The following is a 22,966-nucleotide window of genomic DNA, read 5'->3' on the forward strand; positions in this document are numbered from 1 at the left end:
CCCCCGAGCCGGCCGAGCCCGTCGCCGGCGGCGCGGACGCCCGGCCCATCGAGGGGCCCGAGGTCGCGGGCGGCGGCGCCGAGGAGGCCCCGGCCCTGGCGAACGGCCGTCGCCGCCGCACCCGCCGCAGGGCCAAGGCCGAGGTCGGCGCGGGCGACGCCGCGACGCCCGAGGCCGACTGACGGCGCACCGACGGCGAACGGCCGACGCCGACCCCCGCCCGGCAGGCCACGGGACGCCGGATGCCCGGAGGAACGCGCACGGTTCGCGCTCCGGTCCGGGCATCCGGTACCCTTGGACTTCGGCGCGCGTGTGCGCGTCGTTCGGCTTCGCACCCCGGGCCGCCAGCGTCCGGGACGTGCGTCCCCCGCCCGTACGGCGGGTTCGAGCACAGAGCACCGGGAGGAGGACCCGGTGTGCCGCCTCCGGCCCCGGCCGGGGGTAGGCCCTCATCCGAGGGCTGGTGGAAGACCACGTGTGGGACCGGTTAATTCCGGAAGCGCGCGCTAACGAAGGGTTTCCGCGGTGTACGCGATTGTCCGCGCAGGCGGCAGGCAGGAGAAGGTGGCCGTCGATGACGTGCTCACCGTCGACAAGCTGGCCGGGGAGGTCGGGTCGACGGTCACGTTCCCGGCCGTTCTGGTCGTCGACGGCGACAAGGTCGTCAGCTCCAAGGCCGACCTTGCCAAGTACGAGGTGACCGGCGAGATTCTCGGCGCGGTCAAGGGCCCCAAGATCAACATCATGCACTACCGGAGCAAGACCGGGTACAAGCGGCGCATGGGCCACCGGCAGCCGTACACCCAGGTCAAGATCACCGGTATCAAGGCCGGGAAGTAAGGAGCGGTCACATGGCACACAAGAAGGGCGCGTCGTCCAGCCGCAACGGTCGGGACTCCAACTCCAAGCGCCTGGGTGTCAAGCGCTTCGGCGGCCAGGTGGTGAACGCCGGCGAGATCCTGGTCCGGCAGCGCGGCACTCACTTCCACCCGGGGCCCGGCGTCGGGCGCGGCGGTGACGACACGCTGTTCGCGCTGGTCGCGGGCACGGTGCAGTTCCGGCGCTACCGCGGCCGCAACGCGGTGAGCGTGGTCCCGTCGGCGGAGTAGTCCGCCGCACAGCGACGTTGGCGAAGGGGCGGACCGAAACCGGTCCGCCCCTTCCTTTCGTCCCGGCAGAATCCCCCACAGCTTCCGACCGTCCAGCCGCAGGAGGAGACCGTGGCCGCAGCGACCCAGCAGGGCGCGCAGTTCGTGGACCGCGTGGTGCTGCACGTCGTCGCCGGCCATGGCGGGCACGGCTGCGCCTCGATCCACCGGGAGAAGTTCAAGCCGCTCGGCGGCCCCGACGGCGGCAACGGCGGCCGCGGCGGCGACGTCGTGCTGGAGGTGGACACCGGGACCGCGAGCCTGCTGGAGTACCACCGCCGCCCCTACCGCAAGGCGCCCAACGGGCGGCCCGGGCAGGGCGGGCACAAGACGGGCGCCAACGGCGACGACGTCGTGCTCCGCGTGCCGGACGGGACGGTCGTCAAGGACCTCGACGGCAACGTGCTGGCCGACCTGGTGGGGGAGGGCACCCGGTTCGTCGTCGCGCGGGGCGGGCACGGCGGGCTCGGCAACGCGGCGCTGGCCTCGCCCAAGCGCAAGGCGCCCGGCTTCGCGCTGCTCGGCGAGCCCGGCGAGGACCGCGAGGTCGTCCTGGAGCTCAAGAGCGTCGCGGACGTCGCGCTGGTCGGGTTCCCCAGCGCCGGCAAGTCGTCGCTGATCGCGGCGATGTCCGCGGCCCGCCCGAAGATCGCCGACTATCCGTTCACCACCCTGGTGCCCAACCTGGGCGTGGTGGAGGCGGGCGACACCACCTTCACCGTCGCGGACGTGCCCGGGCTGATCGAGGGCGCCAGCGAGGGCCGCGGCCTCGGCCACGAGTTCCTGCGGCACATCGAGCGCTGCTCCACCCTGGCGCACGTGCTCGACTGCGCCACGCTCGAACCGGGACGCGACCCGGTCACCGACTTCGAGGTGATCGAGCGGGAGCTCGCCGCCTACGACCGCGACCTGGGCGACCGGCCGCTGTCGGACCGGCCCCGCCTGGTCGTCCTCAACAAGATCGACGTCCCGGACGCCCGCGACCTGGCCGAGCTGGTCCGCCCGGAGTTCGAAAAGCGCGGCCTGAAGGTGTTCGAGGTGTCGGCCGCCAGCCACGAGGGGCTGCGCGAGCTGACGTTCGCGCTGGCGGAGATGGTGAAGTCCTACCGCGCGGCGCTGCCCCCGGCCGAGCCGACCCGCCTGGTCATCCGGCCCCGCCCCGTCGGCGGCACGGAGTTCGAGGTCAAGGACCTGGGCGACAACACCTACCTGATCACCGGGGAGAAGCCGGTGCGGTGGCTGCGCCAGACCGACTTCACCAACGACGAGGCCGTCGGCTACCTGGCCGACCGGCTGGCCCGGCTGGGCGTGGAGGAGGCGCTGGCCGAGGCGGGCGCGTCCGCGGGCGCCACCGTGCTGATCGGCACGCCGGACGACTCGGTCGTCTTCGACTGGGAGCCGGAGGTGCCCGCGGGCGGCGACGCCGGCGCCCACGGCCCGCGCGGCACCGACAGCCGCCTCGACGGCCGCTGACCCCGGCGGCCGCCCCTGGCGGCGTTGAACCACAGACCATCCATCGGCGAGGGAGAGCATGAGCAGCGAGCGCAGCGCCGTGATGACGGCCGGCGAGGAGCTCGCGCGGGCGCGCGAGGCGTTCGCCGCGGCGCGGCGGATCGTGGTGAAGGCCGGGTCGTCCTCGCTGACCACCCCGCTCGGCACCATCGACGCCGACCGGGTGGACGCGCTGGTCGACGTGCTGGCCGCGCGGCGCGCCGCGGGCAAGGAGATCGTGTTCGTGTCGTCCGGCGCGATCGCCGCGGGCCTCGGGCCGCTGCGCCTGGCGCGCCGCCCGACCGACCTGGCGCTGCAGCAGGCGGCGGCCAGCGTGGGGCAGGGCCTGCTGATCGCCCGCTACACCTCGTCGTTCGCCCGGTACGGCCTGACGGTCGGGCAGGTGCTGCTGACCTCCAACGACATGATCCGCCGGGCCCACCACCGCAACGCCCAGCGCACCCTGGACCAGCTGCTCGCCCTGGGCATCGTGCCGATCGTCAACGAGAACGACACCGTGGCCACCGACGAGATCCGCTTCGGCGACAACGACCGGCTGGCCGCGCTGGTGGCGCACCTGACCCGCGCCGACGCCCTGCTGCTGCTGTCCGACGTGGACGCCCTCTACACCGACGACCCGCGCCGCCCCGGCGCCCGCCGCATCGAGCAGGTCCGCGAGCCCGCCGACCTGGAGGGCATCCGCATCGGCGGCCCCAACCAGACCCGCAAGGTCGGCACCGGCGGCATGGTCACCAAGATCGAGGCGGCGCGGATCGCGGGCGTGCCGGTGGTGCTGACCAACGCCGCGTCCGCCGCGCAGGCCCTGGCCGGGGCGCCCGTCGGCACGTACTTCCACCCGTCCCGGGAGAGCCGCATGTCGACCCGGCACCTGTGGCTGGCGCACGCCACCACCGGGCAGGGCCGCCTCATCCTCGACCCGGGCGCGGTCGAGGCGGTGGTGCGGCGCCGCAAGTCGCTGCTGCCCGCCGGGGTGACCGGGGTGGAGGGCGACTTCGCCGCGGGCGACCCGGTGGACCTGTGCGGCGCGGACGGCCGCGTCGTGGCGCGCGGTCTGGTGAACTACGACGCGGCGGAGATCCCCGACCTGATGGGCCGCTCCACCCGGTGGCTGGCCCGCGAGCTGGGACCCGAGTACCAACGCGAGATCATCCACCGCGACGATCTCGTGGTTCTGGACCTCGAACCGAACACGTAGCGACGACAAGGAGCCGGTGATGGGTGAGCGGGACCGGGAGCGCGAGGAGTTCCTGCGCGTGGCGCGGCTGGCCAAGGACGCCACGGCGACGCTGGCGCCGCTGCCGCGCGCGGCCAAGGACGCGGCCCTGCACGCGATCGCCGACGGGCTGACGGCCGCCGCACCCGAGATCGTCAAGGCCAACGCGGGCGACGTGGCGCGGGCCCGGGAGGCGGGCGTCGCCGAGCACATGATCGACCGGCTCAGCCTGTCGGCCGAGCGGATCGCGGCGATCGCCGAGGCGGTCCGCAAGGTGGCCGCGCTGCCCGACCCGGTCGGCGAGACGGTGCGCGGCAGCGTCCTGCCCAACGGCCTGGAGCTGCGGCAGATCCGGGTGCCGCTCGGCGTGGTCGGCATCATCTACGAGGGCCGTCCCAACGTCACCGTGGACGCCGCCGCGCTGTGCCTGAAGAGCGGCAACGCGGTGCTGCTGCGCGGCTCGTCGTCGGCGATCGACTCCAACACGATGCTGGTGCGGGTGATGCAGGACGCGCTGGCGGGCACGGCGGTGCCGCAGGAGGCGGTCCAGCTCGTCCCCGGCACGAGCCGCGACTCGGCCAAGCATCTGATGCGGGCCCGCGGCCTGGTGGACGTGCTCATCCCGCGCGGCGGCGCGTCCCTGATCAACTCGGTGGTGGAGGAGTCGACCGTCCCGGTGATCGAGACGGGGGTCGGCAACTGCGCCGTGTACGTGGACGCCTGGGCGGACCTGGACATGGCCGTGGACATCGCCGTCAACGCCAAGACCCAGCGCCCGTCGGTGTGCAACGCCGCCGAGACGCTGCTGGTGCACGCGGGCATTGCCGAGGCGTTCCTGCCGCGCGTGCTGGACGCGCTGCGCGCCAAGGGCGTCACCGTGCACGGCGACGAGCGCGTCCTCGCCTGCGCGCGTCAGCACGGCCACGACGGCGTCGTGCCGGCCACCGAGGACGACTGGTACGCCGAGTACCTGTCCCTGGACATCGCCGCCCGCGTCGTGGACTCCCTGGACGAGGCGGTCGCGCACATCCGCACGTACGGCTCCGGGCACACCGAGGCGATCGTCACCTCGTCCCAGCGCGAGGCCCGCCGGTTCGTGGCCGCGGTGGACTCGGCCGCGGTCATGGTCAACGCCTCCACCCGCTTCACCGACGGCGAGGAGTTCGGGTTCGGCGCCGAGATCGGCATCTCCACCCAGAAGCTGCACGCCCGCGGCCCCATGGGCCTGCCGGAGCTCACGTCCACCAAGTACGTGGTGACGGGCGAGGGGCACCTCAAGGGCCAGACCCCGCCCGCCTCCTGACCGCCCGGCGCGCCCGTCCGAGCACGCAAGCCGCGCGGACGCGCCGCAGCCGGGGTCTCCCCTTGGAGACTTGGGCCGCGGCGCGTCCGCGGTACATCGAGCCACCGGGCACGCCCAGGGCATGGCGGTGGCGGCCATTCCCGCCGTCGACGCGATCCGGGACGGCGCAGTCGACGCCCCGCGAGCGTGAGGCGCGGGCCGCGCCGAGGAGCTCGGCGGGCTTTCAGTCCGTGTTGCCGTTGCCGCGGCGGGTGACGCGGTCCAGCAGGCCGCTCGCGGCGGACGCGGCGCCCTCGGCGATGTCGCGGACCTTGCCGATGAACGGGTCGGCGGTCTGCGACCACGACTCGCGGTAGGCGTTGGCCGCGTTGCGGATCTCCTCGGAGAACGAGGCGTTGGCGTCGTCCTCGCGGCGCGGGTAGTCCCCGGCCAGGATCCGCTCGTACTCGCCGCTCTTCGCCCACCGGTCGATCTCGGCGAACCGGACGACGGGGTACGGGTGGGTGAGGTTCAGCAGGTTGAGGAACTTCAGGAACCCGTCGCGCACGTCCCCGGCGGCGTCGTACTCGCGGGCCTGCGCGAGGAACGCCTCGGTGTTCATCTCCGACAGCCGGGTGCCGCCGGCCATCTTCATCATCGTGCGCTTGGCGGCGTCCAGGTCCTGCCCGCCGAGCAGTCCGGCCCGGTCGGCCGACAGCTCGGCCTTGCGGAACCACTCCTGCAGCCCCATGATGATCGCCGCGATGCCGATGTTGCCCAGCGGCAGCCACGCCAGCCGGGCGCCCAGCCGGGTGAGGATCATCATCATCGTCTGGTAGACGGCGTGGCCGGACAGGATGTGCCCGACCTCGTGCGCGACGATGAACCGCAGCTCCTCGTCGTCGTGCAGGTCCAGCAGGCCGGTGTTGACCACGATGAACGGGTGGTCGGACCCGATCGCCATGGCGTTGGGCTGCGGCGACTGCTGGACGTAGATCTCGGGGACCTCCGGCAGGTCCAGGATGTAGGCGGCGTCGCGCACCATGTCGTGCAGGTTGCGGAACTGGTTCTCGCTCGCCCGCACCGCGCCGCCGAGGAACGCCAGGCGGATGGCCCGCTCGTTGAACAGCCCCGACAGCCGCCGCAGGACGACGTCGAACCCGGTCAGCGAGCGCAGCGCCACGAGCGCCGAACGGTCGGCCGGGTGTTCGTAGGCACGGGAGCTGATCCCGGGGAGGCGTGTGCGCGCTCGGTCCGGTGTGTTCGTCGTCATATCCGGCATGGTATGTCCGACGCTTCGCGGGGCCCTCGGGTTCCCGCGGAGGCCGGCGCGGCGGGCCCGTCCTCCTCCGGCCCGCCTGTTCCCCCTGGTAGCCGCGGCCTCGACGTCACCGGCCGGACTCGGCCGGACGCGAACTCGGCCGCCGCGTCCTGCGTACGGCCTGGCGTGCGGGATCAAGGCGGGAGCGCGACGGCGACGGGGTCTTGCGCGGCGGCGGTCTTGGGGCTGGAATTCGGGGCACCGGACGGCGGGGCGCGAGGAGGCGCGATGTTCGATCCGAAGGCCGAGGCCATGTCCAGGGACGAGCGGGCCGCGCTGCAGCGGCACCGCCTGTGGGGCCTGATCGACCGGCTGCTGGCGGCCGGGGGCGTCCAGGGGGAGCGGCTGCGCGAGGCGGGCGTCGAGCGCGGCGCCGACGTCACGCTCGCCGACCTGCCGCGGCTGCCGTTCACCACCAAGCAGGATCTCTGGGACGCCTACCCGTTCGGCATGCTGGCGGTGCCCAGGGACCAGATCGCGGCCGTGCACGGGTCCAGCGGGACGCGCGGCCGGCCCACGCTCGTCGCGTACACGCGCGCCGACCTGGAGCTGTGGGCGGCGATGTGCGCCCGGTCGCTGGCGTGCGCCGGCGCCGGTCCGGGCAGCCTCGTCCACAACGCCTACGGGTACGGGCTGTTCACCGGCGGCCTCGGCATCCACCAGGGCGCGGTCGCGCTCGGCGCCACCGTGGTGCCGATGTCGGGCGGAATGACCGAACGGCAGGTCCGCATGATCGCCGATCTGCGTCCCGACATCCTGACCTGCACCCCGGCGTACGCGCTGCGGCTGGGCGAGGCGGCGGCCGAGGCGGGCGTGGACGTGTCGTCGCTGCGCGCCGGGGTGTTCGGCGCCGAGCCGTGGTCGGAGGAGATGCGCGCCGCCATCGAGAACGTCCTGCCGCTCAAGGCCGTGGACATCTACGGGCTGTCGGAGGTCATCGGGCCGGGCGTGGCCACCGAGTGCCTGGAGCAGAACGGACTGCACGTCAACGAGGACCACTTCATCGTCGAGACGATCGATCCGGAGACCGGCGAGCCCTGCCCCGAGGGGCGGCCCGGCGAACTGGTGTTCACCACCCCCACCAAGCAGGCCCTTCCGCTGCTGCGCTACCGCACCGGCGACGTGGCGTCCCTCACCCACGGCGACTGCGACTGCGGCCGGACGCTGGTGCGGATGAGCAAGGTCATGGGGCGGGTCGACGACATGCTGGTGATCCGCGGCGTCAACGTCTTCCCCAGCGAGGTGGAGCGGGTCCTGCTCGGGTCCGGCCTGGTCGGCCCGCACTACCAGCTCGTCGTCGACCGCCGCGGGCCCCAGGTGCGGCTGATCGTGGCGTGCGAGCCGCTGGACGGCGGCGGCGAGGCGCCGGCCGAGCTGGCCCGGCGGCTGCGCGCCGAGATCGGCGTGACCGCCGAGGTGCGCGCCCTGCCCGCGGGCACCGTGCCGCGCGTGGAGGTCGGCAAGGCGGTGCGGGTGGTGTCGTGGGAGTCCGGCGAACCCCCGATCCCGGGACTGGACCGTCCGGTGGCGGCCGGCTGAACACGCCGATCGCCCCCGGTGGGTCCTCGGCCGCCCCGCTGGCTATTCTCGTCGCTATGACGCAAAAGCGGCGACTGGGGATCATGGGCGGCACGTTCGACCCCATCCACCACGGCCACCTGGTGGCCGCCAGCGAAGTGGCCCACGTGTTCTCGCTGGACGAGGTGGTGTTCGTGCCCACCGGCCGGTCGGCCCACAAGGAGGGCCGGCGGATCTCCCCCGCCGAGGACCGCTACCTCATGACGGTGATCGCCACCGCGTCCAACCCCCGGTTCTCGGTCAGTCGGATCGACATCGACCGGCCCGGCCCCACCTACACCGTCGACACCCTGCGCGACATGCGCCGCCTGCACGGCCCCGACACCGAGCTGTTCTTCATCACCGGCGCCGACGCCCTGGCGAAGATGCTCACCTGGCACAACGCCGAGGAGCTGTTCGAGCTGGCGCACTTCATCGGCTGCACCCGCCCCGGCCACAAGCTGGCCGACCCGGGGCTGCCGAACGGACGCGTCAGCCTCATGGAGGTGCCCGCCCTGGCGATCTCCTCCACCGAGTGCCGGGACCGGGTCCGGGCGGGCGAGCCGATCTGGTACCTGGTGCCCGACGGGATCGTCCAGTACATCAACAAGCGCGCCCTGTACCACGATCAGGCGGCATGAACGGAAGCTTTCCGGGGGTTCCCATTCCGGAAGTCGGTCTGACCTGCCCCGACTTCACTTGATATTGGTTTCCGCGCGACGCGGCACGGGCCATACCCTGGAAAGGAACCGCCCGGTGCGGAGCACCTGGCCGCACCGGGACACGACGACGAACGGGGCCGTTCCCGCAGCCCGTGAGAGGGTGGTGCAGGGAAACCGTCCCCGACAGGGAGGATCGCGAGCGCATCGTGACCGCATCCGACAGGGCCGTGCAGCTGGTCCGGCTCGCCGCCGAGGCGGCGAGCGACAAGCTGGCCGACGACATCCTTGCCTACGACGTCAGCGAGCAGCTGGTGATCACCGACGCCTTCGTGCTGTGCTCGGCGCCCAACGACCGGCAGGTCCGCGCCATCGTCGACGAGGTCGAAAAGCGCCTGCGCGAGGACGCCGACGCCAAGCCCGTCCGCCGCGAGGGCGAACGCGAGGGCCGCTGGATCCTGCTCGACTACATCGACGTCATCGTGCACATCCAGCACGAGGAGGAGCGCACCTACTACCGCCTCGAGCGGCTGTGGAAGGACTGCCCCGTCATCGAGCTGCCCGAGAGCGTCAACGCCCACTCGGCCCAGCGCGCCAGGCCCGTGGGGAGCCAGCGTGACTGAGCGCCGCAGAGAGCCCGGAAAACGCACCGTCGTCCTGTGGCGCCACGGCCAGACCACGTGGAACGTCGAACGCCGGTTCCAGGGCAGGACCGACATCCCGCTGGACGAGACCGGCGTCCGCCAGGCCGAACGCGCCGCCCGGCTGCTCGCGGCGCTGCGCCCGACGGCGATCGTGTCGTCCCCGCTCCAGCGGGCCGCCCGCACCGCCGACGCCCTCGCCGCCGTCACGGGCCTGCCCGTGCGGTACGACGACGACCTGGTCGAACGCCACGGCGGGGCCTGGGAGGGCCTGACCGCCCAGGAGATCCGCGAACGCTACCCGGCCGAGCGCGCGGCCTGGCAGCCCCCAGGCGGCGAGACCAGCGTCCAGGTGGCCAAGCGCGTCTGCGCCGCCATCGACCGCGCCCTGGACGACCTGGCTCCCGACGGGGTGCTCGTCGTCGCCTCCCACGGCGCGGCGATCCGCCTGGGCATGGCCCAGTTCCTCGGGCTGCCCGAGGACGTCTGGGACCGGCTCGGCGGCCTGTCCAACTGCTGCTGGTCCGTCCTCACCGAGATGCGCAAGGGCGGCTGGCGCCTGGCCGAGCACAACGCGGGCACCCTGCCCGAGCCGGTGCTGAGCGACGACCGCACCGACAACGGCGCCTGAACCGCCGTCGCCGGTAATCGATTCGAGTCCGCCGCCGGCGTCCTATACACTGGCGGAGCGCTGCGGGATGAAAGTCCACGCAGTGGCGGGGCTATGGCGCAGTTGGTAGCGCGCCTCCATGGCATGGAGGAGGTCTGGGGTTCGAATCCCCATAGCTCCACGCGCGAGCAGGAGGGTCGTGTCCGCGAGGGCACGACCCTCCTTCGTTGTTCATCCGGGAACGACTCCCACAGCGCCGGCCGCGGCCGCGTGCGCGGCCGCCCACCGTGGCCGCAACCGCGTCTCGGTGATCTGTTTCGGCGATCGTCCCGATTCGCCGCACCTTGTCGACCGAGCGCAGCCGCATCCCTGGCCGGCCGTCCCGAGCGGGCAGCCGATGGTCAGCGTCGTCGTGCCGTACGGGTGCCCGCAATCACCGCGAACGGATGCCGGAGACGAAGGCCGGGGCAGTGGGTGATCGTCCGAAGGTCCGGTGGCCGGCGCGGATGGCCACGCGGCGGTGGTGGACCGAGACGGGCGGCTGCTGTTGGCGAACCGGCGGTTGTGCGGGCGAGAAGCGGCCTGCCGATTGAACGGTCATGAACGCGGGCGGACGAGCTCTCCGCGGACCGGCGGCGTGCGGATGGCGCGAGTGGTGTCGCAGGTGCTCTAAGATGGTCATCGACCGGTCGAACCGGAATCCGGGGCTATGGCGCAGTTGGTAGCGCGCCTCCATGGCATGGAGGAGGTCTGGGGTTCGAATCCCCATAGCTCCACGTAATTCGGAATTCGGCGAATCGCCCCGTCTGATGGCGGGGCTTTTTCGTGTCCGCCCGCGCCTCGGCGACGGGCTGCTCGTCTTCCTGACGGCCGTGGTGGCGCCGGCTCCGTGGTGCCGACGCCATCGCTCGGAACCACGGAGCCGGCGCCAAAGTCCCGGGACACCCCAGGCCGAGCGTCAGCGAACGGCTTCGTTCTTCGGTATCCAGCGCAGGGCGAGGATGCCGAGTCCGGCGCAGAGCACGGCGGCGATGGCCATGGCGATGTGGAGGCCGCTCAGGAACGCCTCCTTGGCCTGTTCGATCGCCGGAGCCGTGGCGTCGAGGTCGAGGGTCTCCCCGAGCGTCGGGGCCAGATCGGGGCCGAGGAGCCGGAAGACCAGGGCCGCCGTGGAGCCGAGCAGAGCGATCCCCAGGGCGTTGCCGATCTCGTTGGAGGTCTCGGCGATCGCGCCGGCGGCGCCGGCCCGTTCCGGCGGCACGGCGGCCACGGCGGTGTCGGCCACGAGCGCGAACGAGATGCCGTAGCCGATGCCCGCGACGGCGGTGGAGGCGATGAACCAGCCGACTCCGCCGGTGGTCGCGGTCAGCAGCAACAGCGCCAGTCCGGCCGCCATGGTGAAGTGGCAGACGACCAGCGCGGTGCGTTTGCCGAGGCGTTCGGCCGCTCCCGGAGTGAGGACGCAGACCGCGGTCAGCACCGCCGCGCCCGGCAGGGCGAGCAACGCGGCCGTCAGCACGGAGAACCCGAGCACGGACTGCAGGTAGACGCCGGTCAGGTAGGCCGCGGCCGACCAGGCGAACAGGGACAGCACGCCGGTGATGATGGCGACGGTGAACACCTTCTCGCGGAACAGGCCGATGTCGACGAGCGGGTAGGCGAGCTTCCTCTGCCGAGCCGTGAACCAGATCAGCAGGAGGAGGCCCGCGATGCCGACGACGGCGACGCCGACGGAGGGGCCGTAGGCGGCGGCGTGCTTGACCGCGTAGACGGCGGCCAAGAGGCCCCCGGCGGACAAGACGATGCTGAGCGGGTCCACTGTGCCGGGGCGGGTGGCTTTGACCTCGCGCAAGGCGAACGGCGCGGCGCACAGGAACACGGCCACCACCGGCAAGTTGATCAGGAACACCGCGCCCCAGGCGAAGCGGTCGAGGAGCGCGCCGCCGATGATCGGGCCGATCGCGAAACCGGCGGCGAAGGTGGCGGCGAAGATCCCGATCGCTCGGGAGCGTCGGCGCGGGTCCTCGAACAGCTCGCTGAGCACCGCGAGCCCCGAGGGCAGGAGGGTGGCGCCTCCGAGTCCCATGAGCGCCCGGGACCCGATCAGCCACTCCGGTGCGGGCGAGAACGCGGCTCCGGCCGATCCGAGGCCGAACACCGCCGCGCCGATCATCAGCAGCCGCAGGCGTCCGAACCGGTCGCCGAGATTGCCGAACGCGATGAGCAGGGACCCCACGGCGAAGCCGTAGATGTCGAGGATCCACAGCGCCTGGTCGGCGGTGGGAGCCAGCGCGCGGGTGATGGTGGGCATCGTCAGGAACAGGATCGAGCCGTCCATCGACACCAGCAGCACCGGCCCGAGCACCACCAGCAGTCCGATCCAGGCGCGCCTGCCGGCCCGTGCCGGAGCGGCCGTCGAGGTCGGGACGCGAGAGTCGACGTTCATGGCCACCGATGCTCGAGACCGCCGCCGGACGCGGCCAGACCCCTGCCATGGGTACACCCGGCAGGGGCAGGAACGTCGTCTCACCGGTGCCTACGATGACCGGCATGCGGACGGAGACGCTGGGAGTGTTCCTCAAGACGCGCCGAGGCCGCATCACTCCCGAAGACCTGGGCCTGCGCAGCTACGGCACCCAGCGTCGCGTCCCCGGTCTGCGGCGTGAGGAGCTGGCGCATCTCGCCGGCGTGAGCGTCGGCTACTACACACGGCTGGAGCAGGATCAGGCGGGCACCGTGTCACGGCAGGTGCTCGACGCCCTCGCCCGCGTCCTGCGACTGGACGACGCCGAGACCGCCCACCTGCACAACCTCGCCCGCGGATCGGCGCCGCCCCGGCTGGAGACCCCCGCGCCGGAAGTCCTCGCGCCGCGCGTGTCGGCGCTGCTGGCGTCCCTCGACGACGCCGTCCCCGCGATCGTGCTCGGCCGACGCGGCGACATCCTGGCCTGGAACCGCACCGGCCACCAGCTCATGGCCGAACACCTCGACCACAGCGCTCCCGAGGACCCCGCGACGCGCCCGTCCGTCCCCCGGATGTTCTTCCTCGACCCGCTCCACCGCGACCTCTACCGCAACTGGGAGGAGCTCGCCCGCATCCACATCGGCTACCTGCGTTTGACCTCCGGTCGGTACCCGCACGACGCCAAACTCGCCGAACTCATCGGCGAGCTCACCATGCACAGCGCGGAATTCGCGGAACTGTGGGCCACTGGAGAGGTCGCGGACTGCACGAGCGGCCCCATGCACCTCCAACACCCCACCATCGGCCGGGTGGACGTCGACTACCAGGTCTGGCTCCAACCCGACAGCCCCGATCACCGTCTCGAGATCTACACACCGCGCGACGCCCGCTCCCGAGACGCCCTCGCCCTTCTATGACGACGACGGCCCGTCCAAGAGCCGCCCTCGGTCCGACGACAGGCGGACCGAGGGCGGCGTCGGGGAGGCCGAGCTGACGTGACCCGGGCGTCCTACCGGACCACCCGGTAGGTGAGGTGCGTGACGAGGCCGGTGCCGGACGGGGCGCCGACCGGTTCGAGATCCGTGTCGCCGACGCCCTCGAACAGACGCTCGCCCCGTCCCAGGATCACCGGGGCGACGTGGAGGCGCAGCTCGTCGATCAGCCCGGCCGCCAGGTACTGGTTCACCGTCTGCGCGCCGCCCGCGACGGCCACGTGGCGGTCTCCGGCCGCCTCGCGGGCCAGCGCCATGGCCGCCTCGATCCCCTCCGTGACGAACGTGAACGTCGTGCCGCCCTTCATGGCCAGCGGCTCGCGCGGGTAGTGCGTCAGGACGAACACCGGCGCGTGGTAGGGCGGCTCCTCGCCCCACCAGCCGGTCCAGTTCAGGTCCCAGTCGCCGCGGCCGGGGCCGAACATGTTGCGGCCCATGATGTAGGCGCCCGCGGAGTTGATGGCGTCCAGCACCTCCCGGTGCGCCTCCGGCTCGTCGAACATCCAGCGGTGCAGGCGCTGGCCGACGCCTTCGCCGAACGGGGCGTCCAGGCTCTGGTGCAGTCCCGCCACGTATCCGTCGATCGACATCGCCATGTCGCAGGTGACCTTCTGCATCTCGCGTCCTCCTTCCGGGGCGCGCGTCTCGCGCCGTTCACGGAGGAGTCGGAGCGGATCGGCCGTCCTCTACATGACCTGAAGAGAAATGTGGACAGGGCGGACGGCAAGCACGGCCGCGACGTCCCTCCGCATGCCCGCGAGGACGGACGCGGCGTCCTCGCAGCCGAGGTCGGCACGGGTGGAGTCGCTAGTGAGCACGCCACTGGCCGGCGGAGACCAAGGGACGACCAGGAATCTGCGCCTCCAGCTGCGCAAACGGCTGTACGTCGCACCATCGCGTCGCGCGACGGACCCCTGCGGCGCGTACAGCGGCGATCACGGTGTCGGCGGGGCGCCGCGGACGAGGTGATGCACATCACGCAAACTGGCACTGTCTGACCTTTTACACCTTATGCAACTTCGTCGTACGGTGAGGGCATGTCCGTGGAGGTGGGCCTGCGCGAGCGGAAGAACGGCCGCGACCTGGGACGCGTTGAGCCGCGCGGCGGTGCGGCTGGTGCCGGCGCGGGGCATGGACCGCGGCACGGTGGAGGCGATCGCCGACGAGGCGGGCGTCTCGCCGCGGACCTTCCACGACGGTGTGCGCGCGCTGATCGACGGGGTGCGGGCCCGGCCGCCCGACGAGCCGGTCCGGCATTCGTTGCGCCAGGCGGCCCTGGACGTGCCGTCCCCGGCCGCGCAGGAGACCGGCGCGTTGCTGTGCGTGCCGACATGAGTGCGCTGTTCGATGCGGCATTCGCCCGGCCCGGCGCCGCACTCGCGCCCTCCTGACCCCCGCACCGAGACCCCGGTCCGACCCCGACCCTCGCCCCTGCGGCCTCGGTCCGCCGTCAGGCCGACCGCCGGACCCGTCCACGGCTTCCCACCCTCCTCGCGTCTGACGAGCCCAGCCCGTCGTCAGGCGAGTCCGCCGCCCGTCGCGGCGGTGATCGCGACCGATTCGTCATCGATGGGGTTTCGCATGGCCACGTTCCTGTATCGGCTCGCCCGCCTCTCGTACAGGAGGCGGAGGCTCGTCGCCCTGCTCTGGGCGGGGCTGCTGGCGCTGTCCGCCGTCGCCGCCGCCACGCTGAGCGGACCGACCGCGAGCGACTTCTCCATGCCCGGCACCGAGTCGCAGCGGACGATCGACGTCCTGCGCAAGCGGATGCCGCAGGTGCGGGCGGAGGCGGCGACCGCGCGCCTGGTGTTCGCCGCCCCCGAGGGCGGCACGCTCACCTCCGGGGCGAACCGGGCCGCCGTCGAGCAGGTGGTCGGCAGGCTGAGGACCGCCCCGCAGGTGGCGAACGTGGCCGACCCGTTCCAGGCCGGGGCCGTCTCCCCGGACGGCAGGATCGCCTACGCCCAGGTCACCTACCGGGTGACCCCGATCGACGTGACCGATGAGGCCCGCGACGCGCTCGACAAGGCCGCCGAGCCGGGACGCGCCGCGGGGCTGACCGTCGAGATGGGCGGCCCCGCAACCGAGGGCCTTCCCGCGCAGAGCGCCGGCGAGGTCATCGGTCTGGCCGTCGCCGCCGTGGTGCTTCTGATCACGTTCGGGTCGCTGATCGCGGCCGGGCTGCCGCTGCTCAACGCGGTCCTCGGCGTGGGCATCGCCATGGCCGGCATCACTGCCGCGACCGGCCTGGTGGACATGAGCTCCACCACCCCGACGCTGGCGCTGATGCTCGGCCTCGCCGTGGCGATCGACTACGCGCTGTTCATCGTCTCCCGCTACCGGCACGAGCTGCGGGCGGGCCGCGACGGCGAGGAGGCCGCGGGCCGCGCGGTGGGCACCGCCGGCTCGGCGGTGGTGTTCGCCGGGCTGACCGTCGTCATCGCGCTGGCCGGCCTGGCCGTGGTCGACATCCCCATCCTCACCGAGATGGGCGTCGCCGCCGGGTTCGCCGTCGCCGTGGCCGTGCTCATCGCGCTCAGCCTGCTGCCCGCGCTGCTCGGCTTCGCCGGGGACCGCGTGCTCGGCGGCCGCATCCCCGGGCTGCGCGGCGGCCACGGCGGCGCCCGGGCGCCGATGGGGGAGCGGTGGGCCCGGTTCGTCGTGCGCCGCCCGCTGCCGGTGCTGCTGCTCGCCGTCGTCGGCATGGGCGCGGTGGCCGCGCCGGCGCTGGACCTGCGGCTCGGCCTGCCCGGCGACGAGAGCAAGCCGTCGCACACCACCCAGCGCAAGGCCTACGACCTGCTCAGCCAGGGCTTCGGGCCCGGGTTCAACGGGCCGCTCATGGTGGTGGTGGACGGGCCGAACGCCGCGGCGGCCGCGCAGCGGTTCACCGAACGCATCCAGGGCCTGGGCGGCGTGGCCGTCGTGACGCCCGCGGCCGCCGACCGCGCCGGGGACACGGCCGTGATGACGGTCGTGCCGAAGAGCGGACCCGGCGACAAGGCCACCGAGGACCTCGTCCAGCGCATCCGCGACCTGCCGGCCGTCGGCGGCGCCGAGGCGCTGGTCACCGGGACGACCGCCATGAACATCGACGTGTCGGCCAAGCTGTCGGCGGCGCTGGCGCCCTACCTCGCGGTGGTCGTCGGACTGGCGTTCGTCCTGCTGACGCTGGTGTTCCGGTCGATCGTGGTGCCGCTGAAGGCCGCCCTCGGCTTCCTGCTGTCGGTGGCCGCGACGTTCGGCGCCGTGGTCGCGGTGTTCCAGTGGGGCTGGCTCGCCGAGCCGCTCGGCGTCGACCAGACCGGCCCGATCATCAGCATCATGCCGATCTTCCTGATCGGGGTGGTGTTCGGGCTGGCCATGGACTACCAGGTGTTCCTGGTGACCCGGATGCGCGAGGAGCACGTGCACGGCGCCGCGCCCGGGGACGCGGTGGTCACCGGGTTCCGGTACGGCGCCCGGGTGGTCGCCGCGGCCGCCGTCATCATGATCGCCGTGTTCGCCGGGTTCGTCACGGCGGACGAACCCATGATCAAGATGATGGGGTTCGCGCTGGCGGCCGGGGTGGCCTTCGACGCCTTCGTCGTCCGGATGGTGATCGTGCCCGCGGTGATGGCCCTGCTCGGCCGCGCCGCCTGGTGGCTGCCGTCCTGGCTGGACCGGATCCTGCCGGACGTCGACGTCGAGGGGGAGAAGCTGCGGCGGCTGCTCGGCGAACGGCCCGCCGACGCGCCCGACCACCGGGAGCCGCAGCCCGCCGGCCCCGCCTGACCGCCCGGGAGGACGCCCGCCGCGGCGGCCGGGCGTCCTCCCGGCCCGCTGCCGTGTGCGTACGGGACCGTGCGGCGGGACCGCGTCGGACGGCTCAGGCGGCGATCGTGTAGCGCAGGACCGCGCCCACGCCGAGCCCCGCGTACGGCTCGTCCGGCGGCACGATGAACAGCTCCCCGTCGGCGCACGCGGCGGCGCGGATCAACGCCGCGTCGGCGCGGTCCTGCACGGGGTCGTCGACGCCGCTCTCGCGCAGCTCGTCGGCGGTCAGGGCCAGGTCGCCGGGCCGGGGCCCCACCCACAGCCGGGCCGGGGAGAACGGGTCGTCGTCCAGCAGCAGGCATTCGACCTGGCCGCGGCGCAGCGCCTGCACGGTGGCGGGCAGGCCCGCGACCGCGCGCTGCCCGTGGGCCAGCTCGCGTTCGAACCTCTCCGCGACCGCGCCGACCCGCTCGGTGCGCTTGAGGTCGAGGATGCGGCGGATCTCGGCGTCCAGCGCCGCGCCGTCGGCCCCGTCGGCGCGGGAGCCGCGGTCGGCCTCGACGGTCCGGCCCCGCAGCCTCTCGGAGATCTCCTCCAGCACCGCGCCGCGCGCCTGGACGTCCCCGGCGATCACGACGGCCTCGGCGCCGCACCGCTCGGCCGCGTGGTCGACCTCGCGGCCCACCTTCTTGGCGTTGGCCTTCCACGCCATCGCGGCCGCGCGCTGGAACCGCGACTGGTTCCAGTCGCCGGCCTTGGTCTTGCGGATCGGGTACTCCTCGTCGCCCTCGACCTCGATGACGCGCCGCCGCCCGTCCGCGGTCACGCAGCAGATCTCCCCGCCGCGGCGGTCGACCAGCACCCGCACGTACGGCAGCCGCTCGCCGCGCGCCGCCAGGCAGGGCAGCACGTGCGGCAGCGGCGCCATCCGGGCCAGCGAGACGGCCGGGGGACCGGGCAGCCGCTCGGCGAGCGCGACCTCGCCGTCCGCCGCGAAGATCGCCATTCCGGCGGAGCGGCGCGCGTGCAGGTCGTCCAGCACGGTCTCCTCGACGGCCCGCAGCGTGTCGCGGGGCGCCCCCTGCTCCTCCAGGTGCGCGCGCAGCGCCCGCCACCGCAGCTCGGCGGCCTTGGACACGTCCTCGGTGGTGCGGGTCAGGTCCACGTACACGGAGACGTACGGGCCCGACCGGCGATACAGCGGTTTGAGGAAAGTGAGATCCATGCGGCGGCTGTACCCGTGACGTCCACGTCAAACGTCAAATGCACACCATCGCGGGGCAATGCGCCTGGGCCGGGCCGCCCGGCCCGCGGACCGGCCGCGGCGGCGGCACCGGCCGAGCCGTCCACCCCCTCGTGCCGCGCAGAGCAGCCAGGGCAGGCGATCGTCTCGCGGGAGCGTTCGCGTCGATCCCGCCCGCCTGGGGCGAACGCGCACCTGACGCCCTGACCCGAGCATCGAAGGCGAATCATGCGGCAAACGGCGGGTAACGGAGGGGAGATCGAGGAGACGACTCCACCGGCGAAAGGGGACGCCATGACCGAGGACATCGCGGGCGGCGACCCGGAGCGGCGATACACCTCCAGTCCCGAGGACGAGGGCATCCCCGACCTGCAGGACGGCACCCCCGGGCAGCGGTGGGCCGAGGACCCGCAGGAGGCCGCCGTCCCCGGCGACCGGCCCATGGCCCTCGACGAGTTCGGGATGACCGAGGAGGAGATGCGCCAGGGCGAATCCCTCGACATGCGGCTGGCGCGCGAAGAACCCGACATCGCCGAGGCGCCGCCGGACGAGCCGTACCGGCCCGCCGGCCGCATCGTCGAGGAAGACGAGGGCGTCCGCCCCGACACCGAGGACGAGGCCGTCGCCTACGACGTGGGCCCCGACGGCGGCGGCTACAGCGCCGAGGAACGCGCCATGCGCATCGAAGACGAATAGCCCGGACACCCGCATAGCCCGGACACCCGCAGAACGACGGCCCGAGACGGGGCCGCCCACCCGGTCGCCGTCCCAAGTAGCCGGACGATCGGCACGGTTCCGGCACCGGTCCCCACAGGAGACAATGGCGACTGGAAGGGGGACCGCCTGCGCATCGGCATCCTTGGCCCGCTCGACGTGCGAGACGGGGGCTCGGGACGACCCGTGCCGTTGAACGGCCCCCGATTGCGCACCCTGCTGATCCGCCTGGCCGTGGACCCGGGCCGTTGGGTGCCGGTCGAACGACTCCTCGACGACATCTGGGACGGCGCCCCTCCCACCGGAGGCGCGGGCGCGCTGCACGCACTCGTGTCCCGGCTGCGCGCCGCCGCCGGACGCGGCCTCGTCGAACACGGACCGCCCGGATACCGGCTCGCTATCGACCCGGGCGACGTCGACGCGGTCGCCTTCGAACGGCTCACCGCCGCCGCGCGCGCCTGCACAGACCCGGCCCGCCGCGCCGAACAGCTGCGCACCGCCCTGAAACTGTGGCGGGGCCCAGCGCTCGCCGACGTCGCCGACGCCGAGTTCGCCGCCGCAGCCATCACCCGGCTGGAGGGCCTGCGCCTGACCGCGATCGAGGACCGCATCGAGGCCGACCTGGCGGTCGGCGACCCCGCCGACCTCGTCCCGGAGCTGGAGGCGCTCACCGTCGCGCACCCGCTGCGCGAACGGCTGCGCGGGCAGCTGATGCGCGTGCTGTACGCGACCGGACGGCAGGCCGAAGCCCTCACCGTGTACGAGGAGACCCGCCGGACCCTCGCCGACCGCCTCGGCGTCGACCCGTCGCCGGAGCTGGCGGAGCTGCACCTGGCCATCCTGCGCCGCGACCCGGCCCTCGCCCGCCCCGCCCGGGACCGTCCCGCGGCGGCGACGGCCGGCGCTCCCGCGGCGGCCGTCGAGCACGCCTTCGCGGCGCCGTCGGCGACCGAGACGCCGAGCCGGCGCCGTACGAACCTGCCGGCCCAGCTCACCAGCTTCGTCGGACGCGAGGAGGAGTCGCGGCAGGTCGCCAAGCTGCTGCGGGAGTCGCGCCTGGTCACCCTGACCGGCCCCGGCGGCGCGGGCAAGACCCGGCTGGCCTGCGAGGCCGCCGCCCCGCTGGTCGACGTCACCCCCGACGGCGTGTGGTTCGTCCCGCTGGCGTCGGTGAGCGCCGCCGGCGACGTGTGCCCCGCCGTGCTGGCCGCCCTCGACCTGGTCGAACCGGTCCGCTCCAGCACCGAGACGCGGTCCCCGGCCCGCTCCCTGGACCGGCTCGTCGACGCCCTCGCGTCCTGGGACGCCCTGCTCGTCCTCGACAACTGCGAGCACCTCGTCGAGGCCGCGGCGGAACTGGCCGACCGGCTGCTCGCCGCCGCCCCGAACGTGCGGATCCTCGCCACCAGCCGCGAACCGCTCGGCATCACCGGCGAGTCGCTGTGCCCGGTGCCGTCCCTGCCCCTGCCGCCGCCCGACGCCGACCCGCGGGAGGCCGTGCGGCACGCCTCCGTCCGCCTGCTCGCCGACCGGGCGGCGGCCGTCCGCCCCGGCTTCACCGTCGACGACGAGACCGTCGGCCCCGTCGTCGCCATCTGCCGCGCCCTCGACGGCATCCCGCTGGCGATCGAGCTGGCCGCCGCCCGCATGCGCGCCCTGACCCCCGCGCAGGTCGCCGACCGCCTCGGCGACCGCTTCCGGCTGCTGACCGCGGGCAGCCGCGCGGCGATGCCCCGGCACCGCACCCTGCGCGCGGTGGTCGACTGGAGCTGGGACCTGCTGGACGAGGCCGAACGCGCCGTCCTGCGCCGCCTGTCGGTGTTCGCGGGCGGCGCCGCCCCGGAGGCCGCCGTGCGCGTGTGCGCGTCCCCCGCCGGGGCGGGCGGCCCGGACGCCGACGACGTGCTCGACGTGATCGCCTCGCTGGTCGAGAAGTCCCTGGTGATGGCGGAAGGCGCCACCGAGGTCCGCTACCGGCTGCTGGAGACCGTGCGCGTGTACGCGGACGAACGCCTCGCCGAAGCGGGCGAAGGCGACCGCGTCCGCGACGCGCACGCCGCCTACTACCTGGAACTCGCCGAACGCGCCGAACCGGAGCTGCGCGGCCGCGACCAGCTGCTCTGGGGCGACCGCCTGGCCGCCGAACACGACAACTGCGTCGCCGCGCTCCGCCACGTCGTCCGCACCCGCGACGTCCGCACCGGGCTGCGGCTCGTGGCCGCGCTGACCTGGTTCTGGTTCATGCGCGACCTGGAGATGGAGGGCGGCGTCTGGGCCATCGCCGTCCGGGATCTGGCGGGCCCCACCGCGCCACCGGGCCTGGAGGAGCAGTACGCCATCTGCTTCCTCCTCGCCTCCCTGGTGGGCAAGATCCAGGACGAGCAGGGGTTCCCCACCCAGGAGGACATGCGCGACACGCTGAAAGACGCCCTCCGCCTCGTGCCGCCCAATCCGAGGCACCCGGTCCTGCACCTGGCCGAGCCGCTGCTGGGGCTCGTCTCGGGACGGCAGGAGGACGCCCGGCGGCTGCTGGGCGGCGTCGAACGCCATCCCGACCCGTGGGGCCGGTCGATGGGGCTCGCCCTGCGCGGCGAGTTGGGCCTGCACGCCGGAGAGATCGACGCCGCGTTCGCCGACATGAGCGCCGGATACGAGGGCTTCCGCGCCATCGGCGACCGCATGGGCATGCTGATCGGGCTCGGCGGACTCACCGAGGTCGCCCTCGCTCGCGGCGAGGCCGAGACCGCCCTGCGCTTCGTCGAGGAGGCGCTCGGCTACTCGTCCCTGGGAGTGAACCCCGAACTGGGCGCCACGCTGCTCACGCACCTGGGCCGCATCCACGCGGAGCTCGGCGAAGTGGAACGCGGCCGCCGGGAGATCCGGGAGGGCGTCCAGAGCCAGATACGGATCGGGCAGCACGCCGACGCGACGATCGGCTACCTGGCGCTGTGCGAGCTGAGCCGCCGCACCGGGGATCTGGCGGACGCGCGCGCCCTGCTGGACGAGGCCCTCGCCATGGTGGAGCCGCGCATGGGCCGCGCGGACTACGTGCAGCCGACCGCCCTCACGTTCAGCAAACTCGGCTGCCTGGCAGCACAGGAGGGCGACCTGGCCGCCGCGGAACAGTGGCATGCCCGGGCCATGGAGGTGGCGCGCAACGCGGTCTGGCTGAGCAACCAGGCGCTCGCGACCCTCGTCGAGGGCCTGGCCGCGCTCGCCTCCGCGCGCGGCGACCACCGCAGGGCCGCCGAACTGCTCGGCACGGCCCGCACGCTCCACGGCTACCACGACCGGACGAGCTTCGACGTCCGCCGCACCGAGACCGCCGCCACCGCCGCCCTCGGGGAGACCGAGTACTCGGTGGCATACGAGAAGGGGCGCTCCGTCACCCGTGAGGCCGCCCTCACCCTGACCCCCGCCTCCTGAACCCTTCGCCCGCGGAAGACCGCGGGTCCGCAGGACGCGCCGGGCTCCGAGGTCAAGTGGGGAACCCCGCCGAGCGGGATACGGCGAAATCCCGCCCCGTCCAACGGCGCCGCCCAGTCGGGCCGGCCGCCGCGGCGGCACGGCCGCACAAGCTCCAGCATCCCGGTTCGAGGCTCCTGAAAGCCGCTCGGCGCGTATCACGTATGTCATGTCCCGCCTTCCGTTCGGCTGTCATGCACGGCTCCAGGCTCGGGGCGCCCGCTGACGCGCCGCTGACACCGCGGGCGACCGCGCTGACATCCCGCTGACGCGGGACTCGCCGCGAGCCGGACCGAAGGCAGCGAACCCGGCTGTGACCAGGCGGTTCTGGGGAGGAGGCGAAGACGCTGGAGCCCTTGATTTGACGGGAGTTCCGCGACTGCCTAATC

General features: G+C 73.5%; 19 protein-coding genes and 2 tRNA genes. 17 read left to right on the forward strand and 4 right to left on the reverse strand.

Going from position 1 to position 22,966, the window contains the following annotated elements:
• The 6 genes from AR3_RS31280 to AR3_RS24890 form a co-directional block, all read left to right on the forward strand.
• On the forward strand, nt 1-182 hold a 182-nt coding region (locus tag AR3_RS31280; RefSeq protein ID WP_217998748.1), incomplete at its 5' end, for a hypothetical protein.
• 343 nt (nt 183-525) lie between these two features.
• A complete protein-coding gene (gene rplU, locus AR3_RS24870) occupies nt 526-840 on the forward strand; it encodes a 50S ribosomal protein L21 (protein WP_067917391.1) in 315 nt (104 codons plus the stop codon).
• 11 nt (nt 841-851) lie between these two features.
• A complete protein-coding gene (rpmA, locus tag AR3_RS24875; protein WP_067917393.1) occupies nt 852-1,109 on the forward strand; it encodes a 50S ribosomal protein L27 in 258 nt (85 codons plus the stop codon).
• Between the two features lie 111 nt (nt 1,110-1,220).
• The gene (gene obgE, locus AR3_RS24880) at nt 1,221-2,621 is read left to right on the forward strand and encodes a GTPase ObgE (RefSeq protein WP_067917395.1); all 1,401 of its coding nucleotides are present in this window, start codon (nt 1,221-1,223) and stop codon (nt 2,619-2,621) included.
• A gap of 82 nt (nt 2,622-2,703) precedes the next feature.
• Nucleotides 2,704-3,855 (forward strand): glutamate 5-kinase, encoded by a 1,152-nt coding sequence (gene proB / locus AR3_RS24885; RefSeq protein ID WP_067917425.1) that lies wholly within the window; start codon nt 2,704-2,706, stop codon nt 3,853-3,855.
• A 19-nt stretch (nt 3,856-3,874) separates the two neighbouring features.
• Nucleotides 3,875-5,176 carry a glutamate-5-semialdehyde dehydrogenase gene (locus AR3_RS24890; RefSeq protein ID WP_067917398.1) on the forward strand — a complete coding sequence of 434 codons (1,302 nt, stop codon included), beginning with the start codon at nt 3,875-3,877 and terminating at the stop codon, nt 5,174-5,176.
• A gap of 223 nt (nt 5,177-5,399) precedes the next feature.
• On the opposite strand, the gene AR3_RS24895 is transcribed toward AR3_RS24890, so the two are convergent.
• On the reverse strand, nt 5,400-6,428 hold the full coding sequence (locus tag AR3_RS24895; RefSeq protein ID WP_083951926.1) for a M48 family metallopeptidase: 1,029 nt from the start codon (nt 6,426-6,428) through the stop codon (nt 5,400-5,402).
• 276 nt (nt 6,429-6,704) lie between these two features.
• Here AR3_RS24895 and AR3_RS24900 point away from each other — a divergent pair, with 276 nt between their 5' ends.
• From AR3_RS24900 to AR3_RS24925, 6 genes are all read left to right on the forward strand, one after another.
• On the forward strand, nt 6,705-8,015 hold the full coding sequence (locus tag AR3_RS24900) for a phenylacetate--CoA ligase family protein (RefSeq protein WP_067917402.1): 1,311 nt from the start codon (nt 6,705-6,707) through the stop codon (nt 8,013-8,015).
• Between the two features lie 56 nt (nt 8,016-8,071).
• Entirely contained in the window at nt 8,072-8,674 is a 603-nt protein-coding gene (gene nadD, locus AR3_RS24905; protein ID WP_067917403.1) for a nicotinate-nucleotide adenylyltransferase, read from the forward strand.
• Between the two features lie 227 nt (nt 8,675-8,901).
• Nucleotides 8,902-9,315 (forward strand): ribosome silencing factor, encoded by a 414-nt coding sequence (rsfS, locus tag AR3_RS24910; protein WP_067917405.1) that lies wholly within the window; start codon nt 8,902-8,904, stop codon nt 9,313-9,315.
• A complete protein-coding gene (locus tag AR3_RS24915; protein ID WP_067917407.1) occupies nt 9,308-9,964 on the forward strand; it encodes a histidine phosphatase family protein in 657 nt (218 codons plus the stop codon). Before rsfS ends, AR3_RS24915 begins: the two co-directional genes overlap by 8 nt.
• Nucleotides 9,965-10,051: 87 nt before the next feature.
• A tRNA-Ala gene (locus AR3_RS24920) sits at nt 10,052-10,124 on the forward strand.
• Between the two features lie 522 nt (nt 10,125-10,646).
• Nucleotides 10,647-10,719 (forward strand) — tRNA-Ala (locus AR3_RS24925).
• A gap of 182 nt (nt 10,720-10,901) precedes the next feature.
• On the opposite strand, the gene AR3_RS24930 is transcribed toward AR3_RS24925, so the two are convergent.
• Nucleotides 10,902-12,389, reverse strand: coding sequence for an MFS transporter (locus AR3_RS24930; RefSeq protein ID WP_067917408.1), 1,488 nt, complete (start codon nt 12,387-12,389; stop codon nt 10,902-10,904).
• Nucleotides 12,390-12,493: 104 nt separating this feature from the next.
• Here AR3_RS24930 and AR3_RS24935 point away from each other — a divergent pair, with 104 nt between their 5' ends.
• Nucleotides 12,494-13,324 carry a helix-turn-helix transcriptional regulator gene (locus AR3_RS24935; RefSeq protein WP_217998749.1) on the forward strand — a complete coding sequence of 277 codons (831 nt, stop codon included), beginning with the start codon at nt 12,494-12,496 and terminating at the stop codon, nt 13,322-13,324.
• A gap of 92 nt (nt 13,325-13,416) precedes the next feature.
• Here AR3_RS24935 and AR3_RS24940 read toward each other — a convergent pair whose 3' ends face one another.
• Complete coding sequence (locus AR3_RS24940; protein ID WP_067917414.1) at nt 13,417-14,016, reverse strand: dihydrofolate reductase family protein; 600 nt, start codon at nt 14,014-14,016, stop codon at nt 13,417-13,419.
• A 475-nt stretch (nt 14,017-14,491) separates the two neighbouring features.
• On the opposite strand from AR3_RS24940, the gene AR3_RS24945 reads away from it, so the two are divergent.
• Nucleotides 14,492-14,734 (forward strand): helix-turn-helix domain-containing protein, encoded by a 243-nt coding sequence (locus AR3_RS24945; RefSeq protein ID WP_227023213.1) that lies wholly within the window; start codon nt 14,492-14,494, stop codon nt 14,732-14,734.
• 246 nt (nt 14,735-14,980) lie between these two features.
• Complete coding sequence (locus tag AR3_RS24950) at nt 14,981-17,173, forward strand: MMPL family transporter (protein WP_067917417.1); 2,193 nt, start codon at nt 14,981-14,983, stop codon at nt 17,171-17,173.
• A gap of 94 nt (nt 17,174-17,267) precedes the next feature.
• Here AR3_RS24950 and AR3_RS24955 read toward each other — a convergent pair whose 3' ends face one another.
• Nucleotides 17,268-18,380 carry a baeRF2 domain-containing protein gene (locus tag AR3_RS24955; RefSeq protein WP_067917419.1) on the reverse strand — a complete coding sequence of 371 codons (1,113 nt, stop codon included), beginning with the start codon at nt 18,378-18,380 and terminating at the stop codon, nt 17,268-17,270.
• 312 nt (nt 18,381-18,692) lie between these two features.
• On the opposite strand from AR3_RS24955, the gene AR3_RS24960 reads away from it, so the two are divergent.
• Together AR3_RS24960 and AR3_RS24965 are read left to right on the forward strand one after the other, a co-directional pair.
• Nucleotides 18,693-19,094 carry a DUF5709 domain-containing protein gene (locus AR3_RS24960; protein ID WP_067917421.1) on the forward strand — a complete coding sequence of 134 codons (402 nt, stop codon included), beginning with the start codon at nt 18,693-18,695 and terminating at the stop codon, nt 19,092-19,094.
• A gap of 204 nt (nt 19,095-19,298) precedes the next feature.
• Nucleotides 19,299-22,538: an AfsR/SARP family transcriptional regulator gene (locus AR3_RS24965; protein ID WP_146150304.1), complete on the forward strand. Its 3,240-nt coding sequence runs from the start codon at nt 19,299-19,301 to the stop codon at nt 22,536-22,538.
• Nucleotides 22,539-22,966 lie beyond the last annotated feature (428 nt).

The sequence above is a fragment of the Actinomadura rubrobrunea NBRC 15275 genome (assembly GCF_001552235.1).
Classification (GTDB): Bacteria; Actinomycetota; Actinomycetes; order Streptosporangiales; family Streptosporangiaceae; genus Spirillospora; species Spirillospora viridilutea.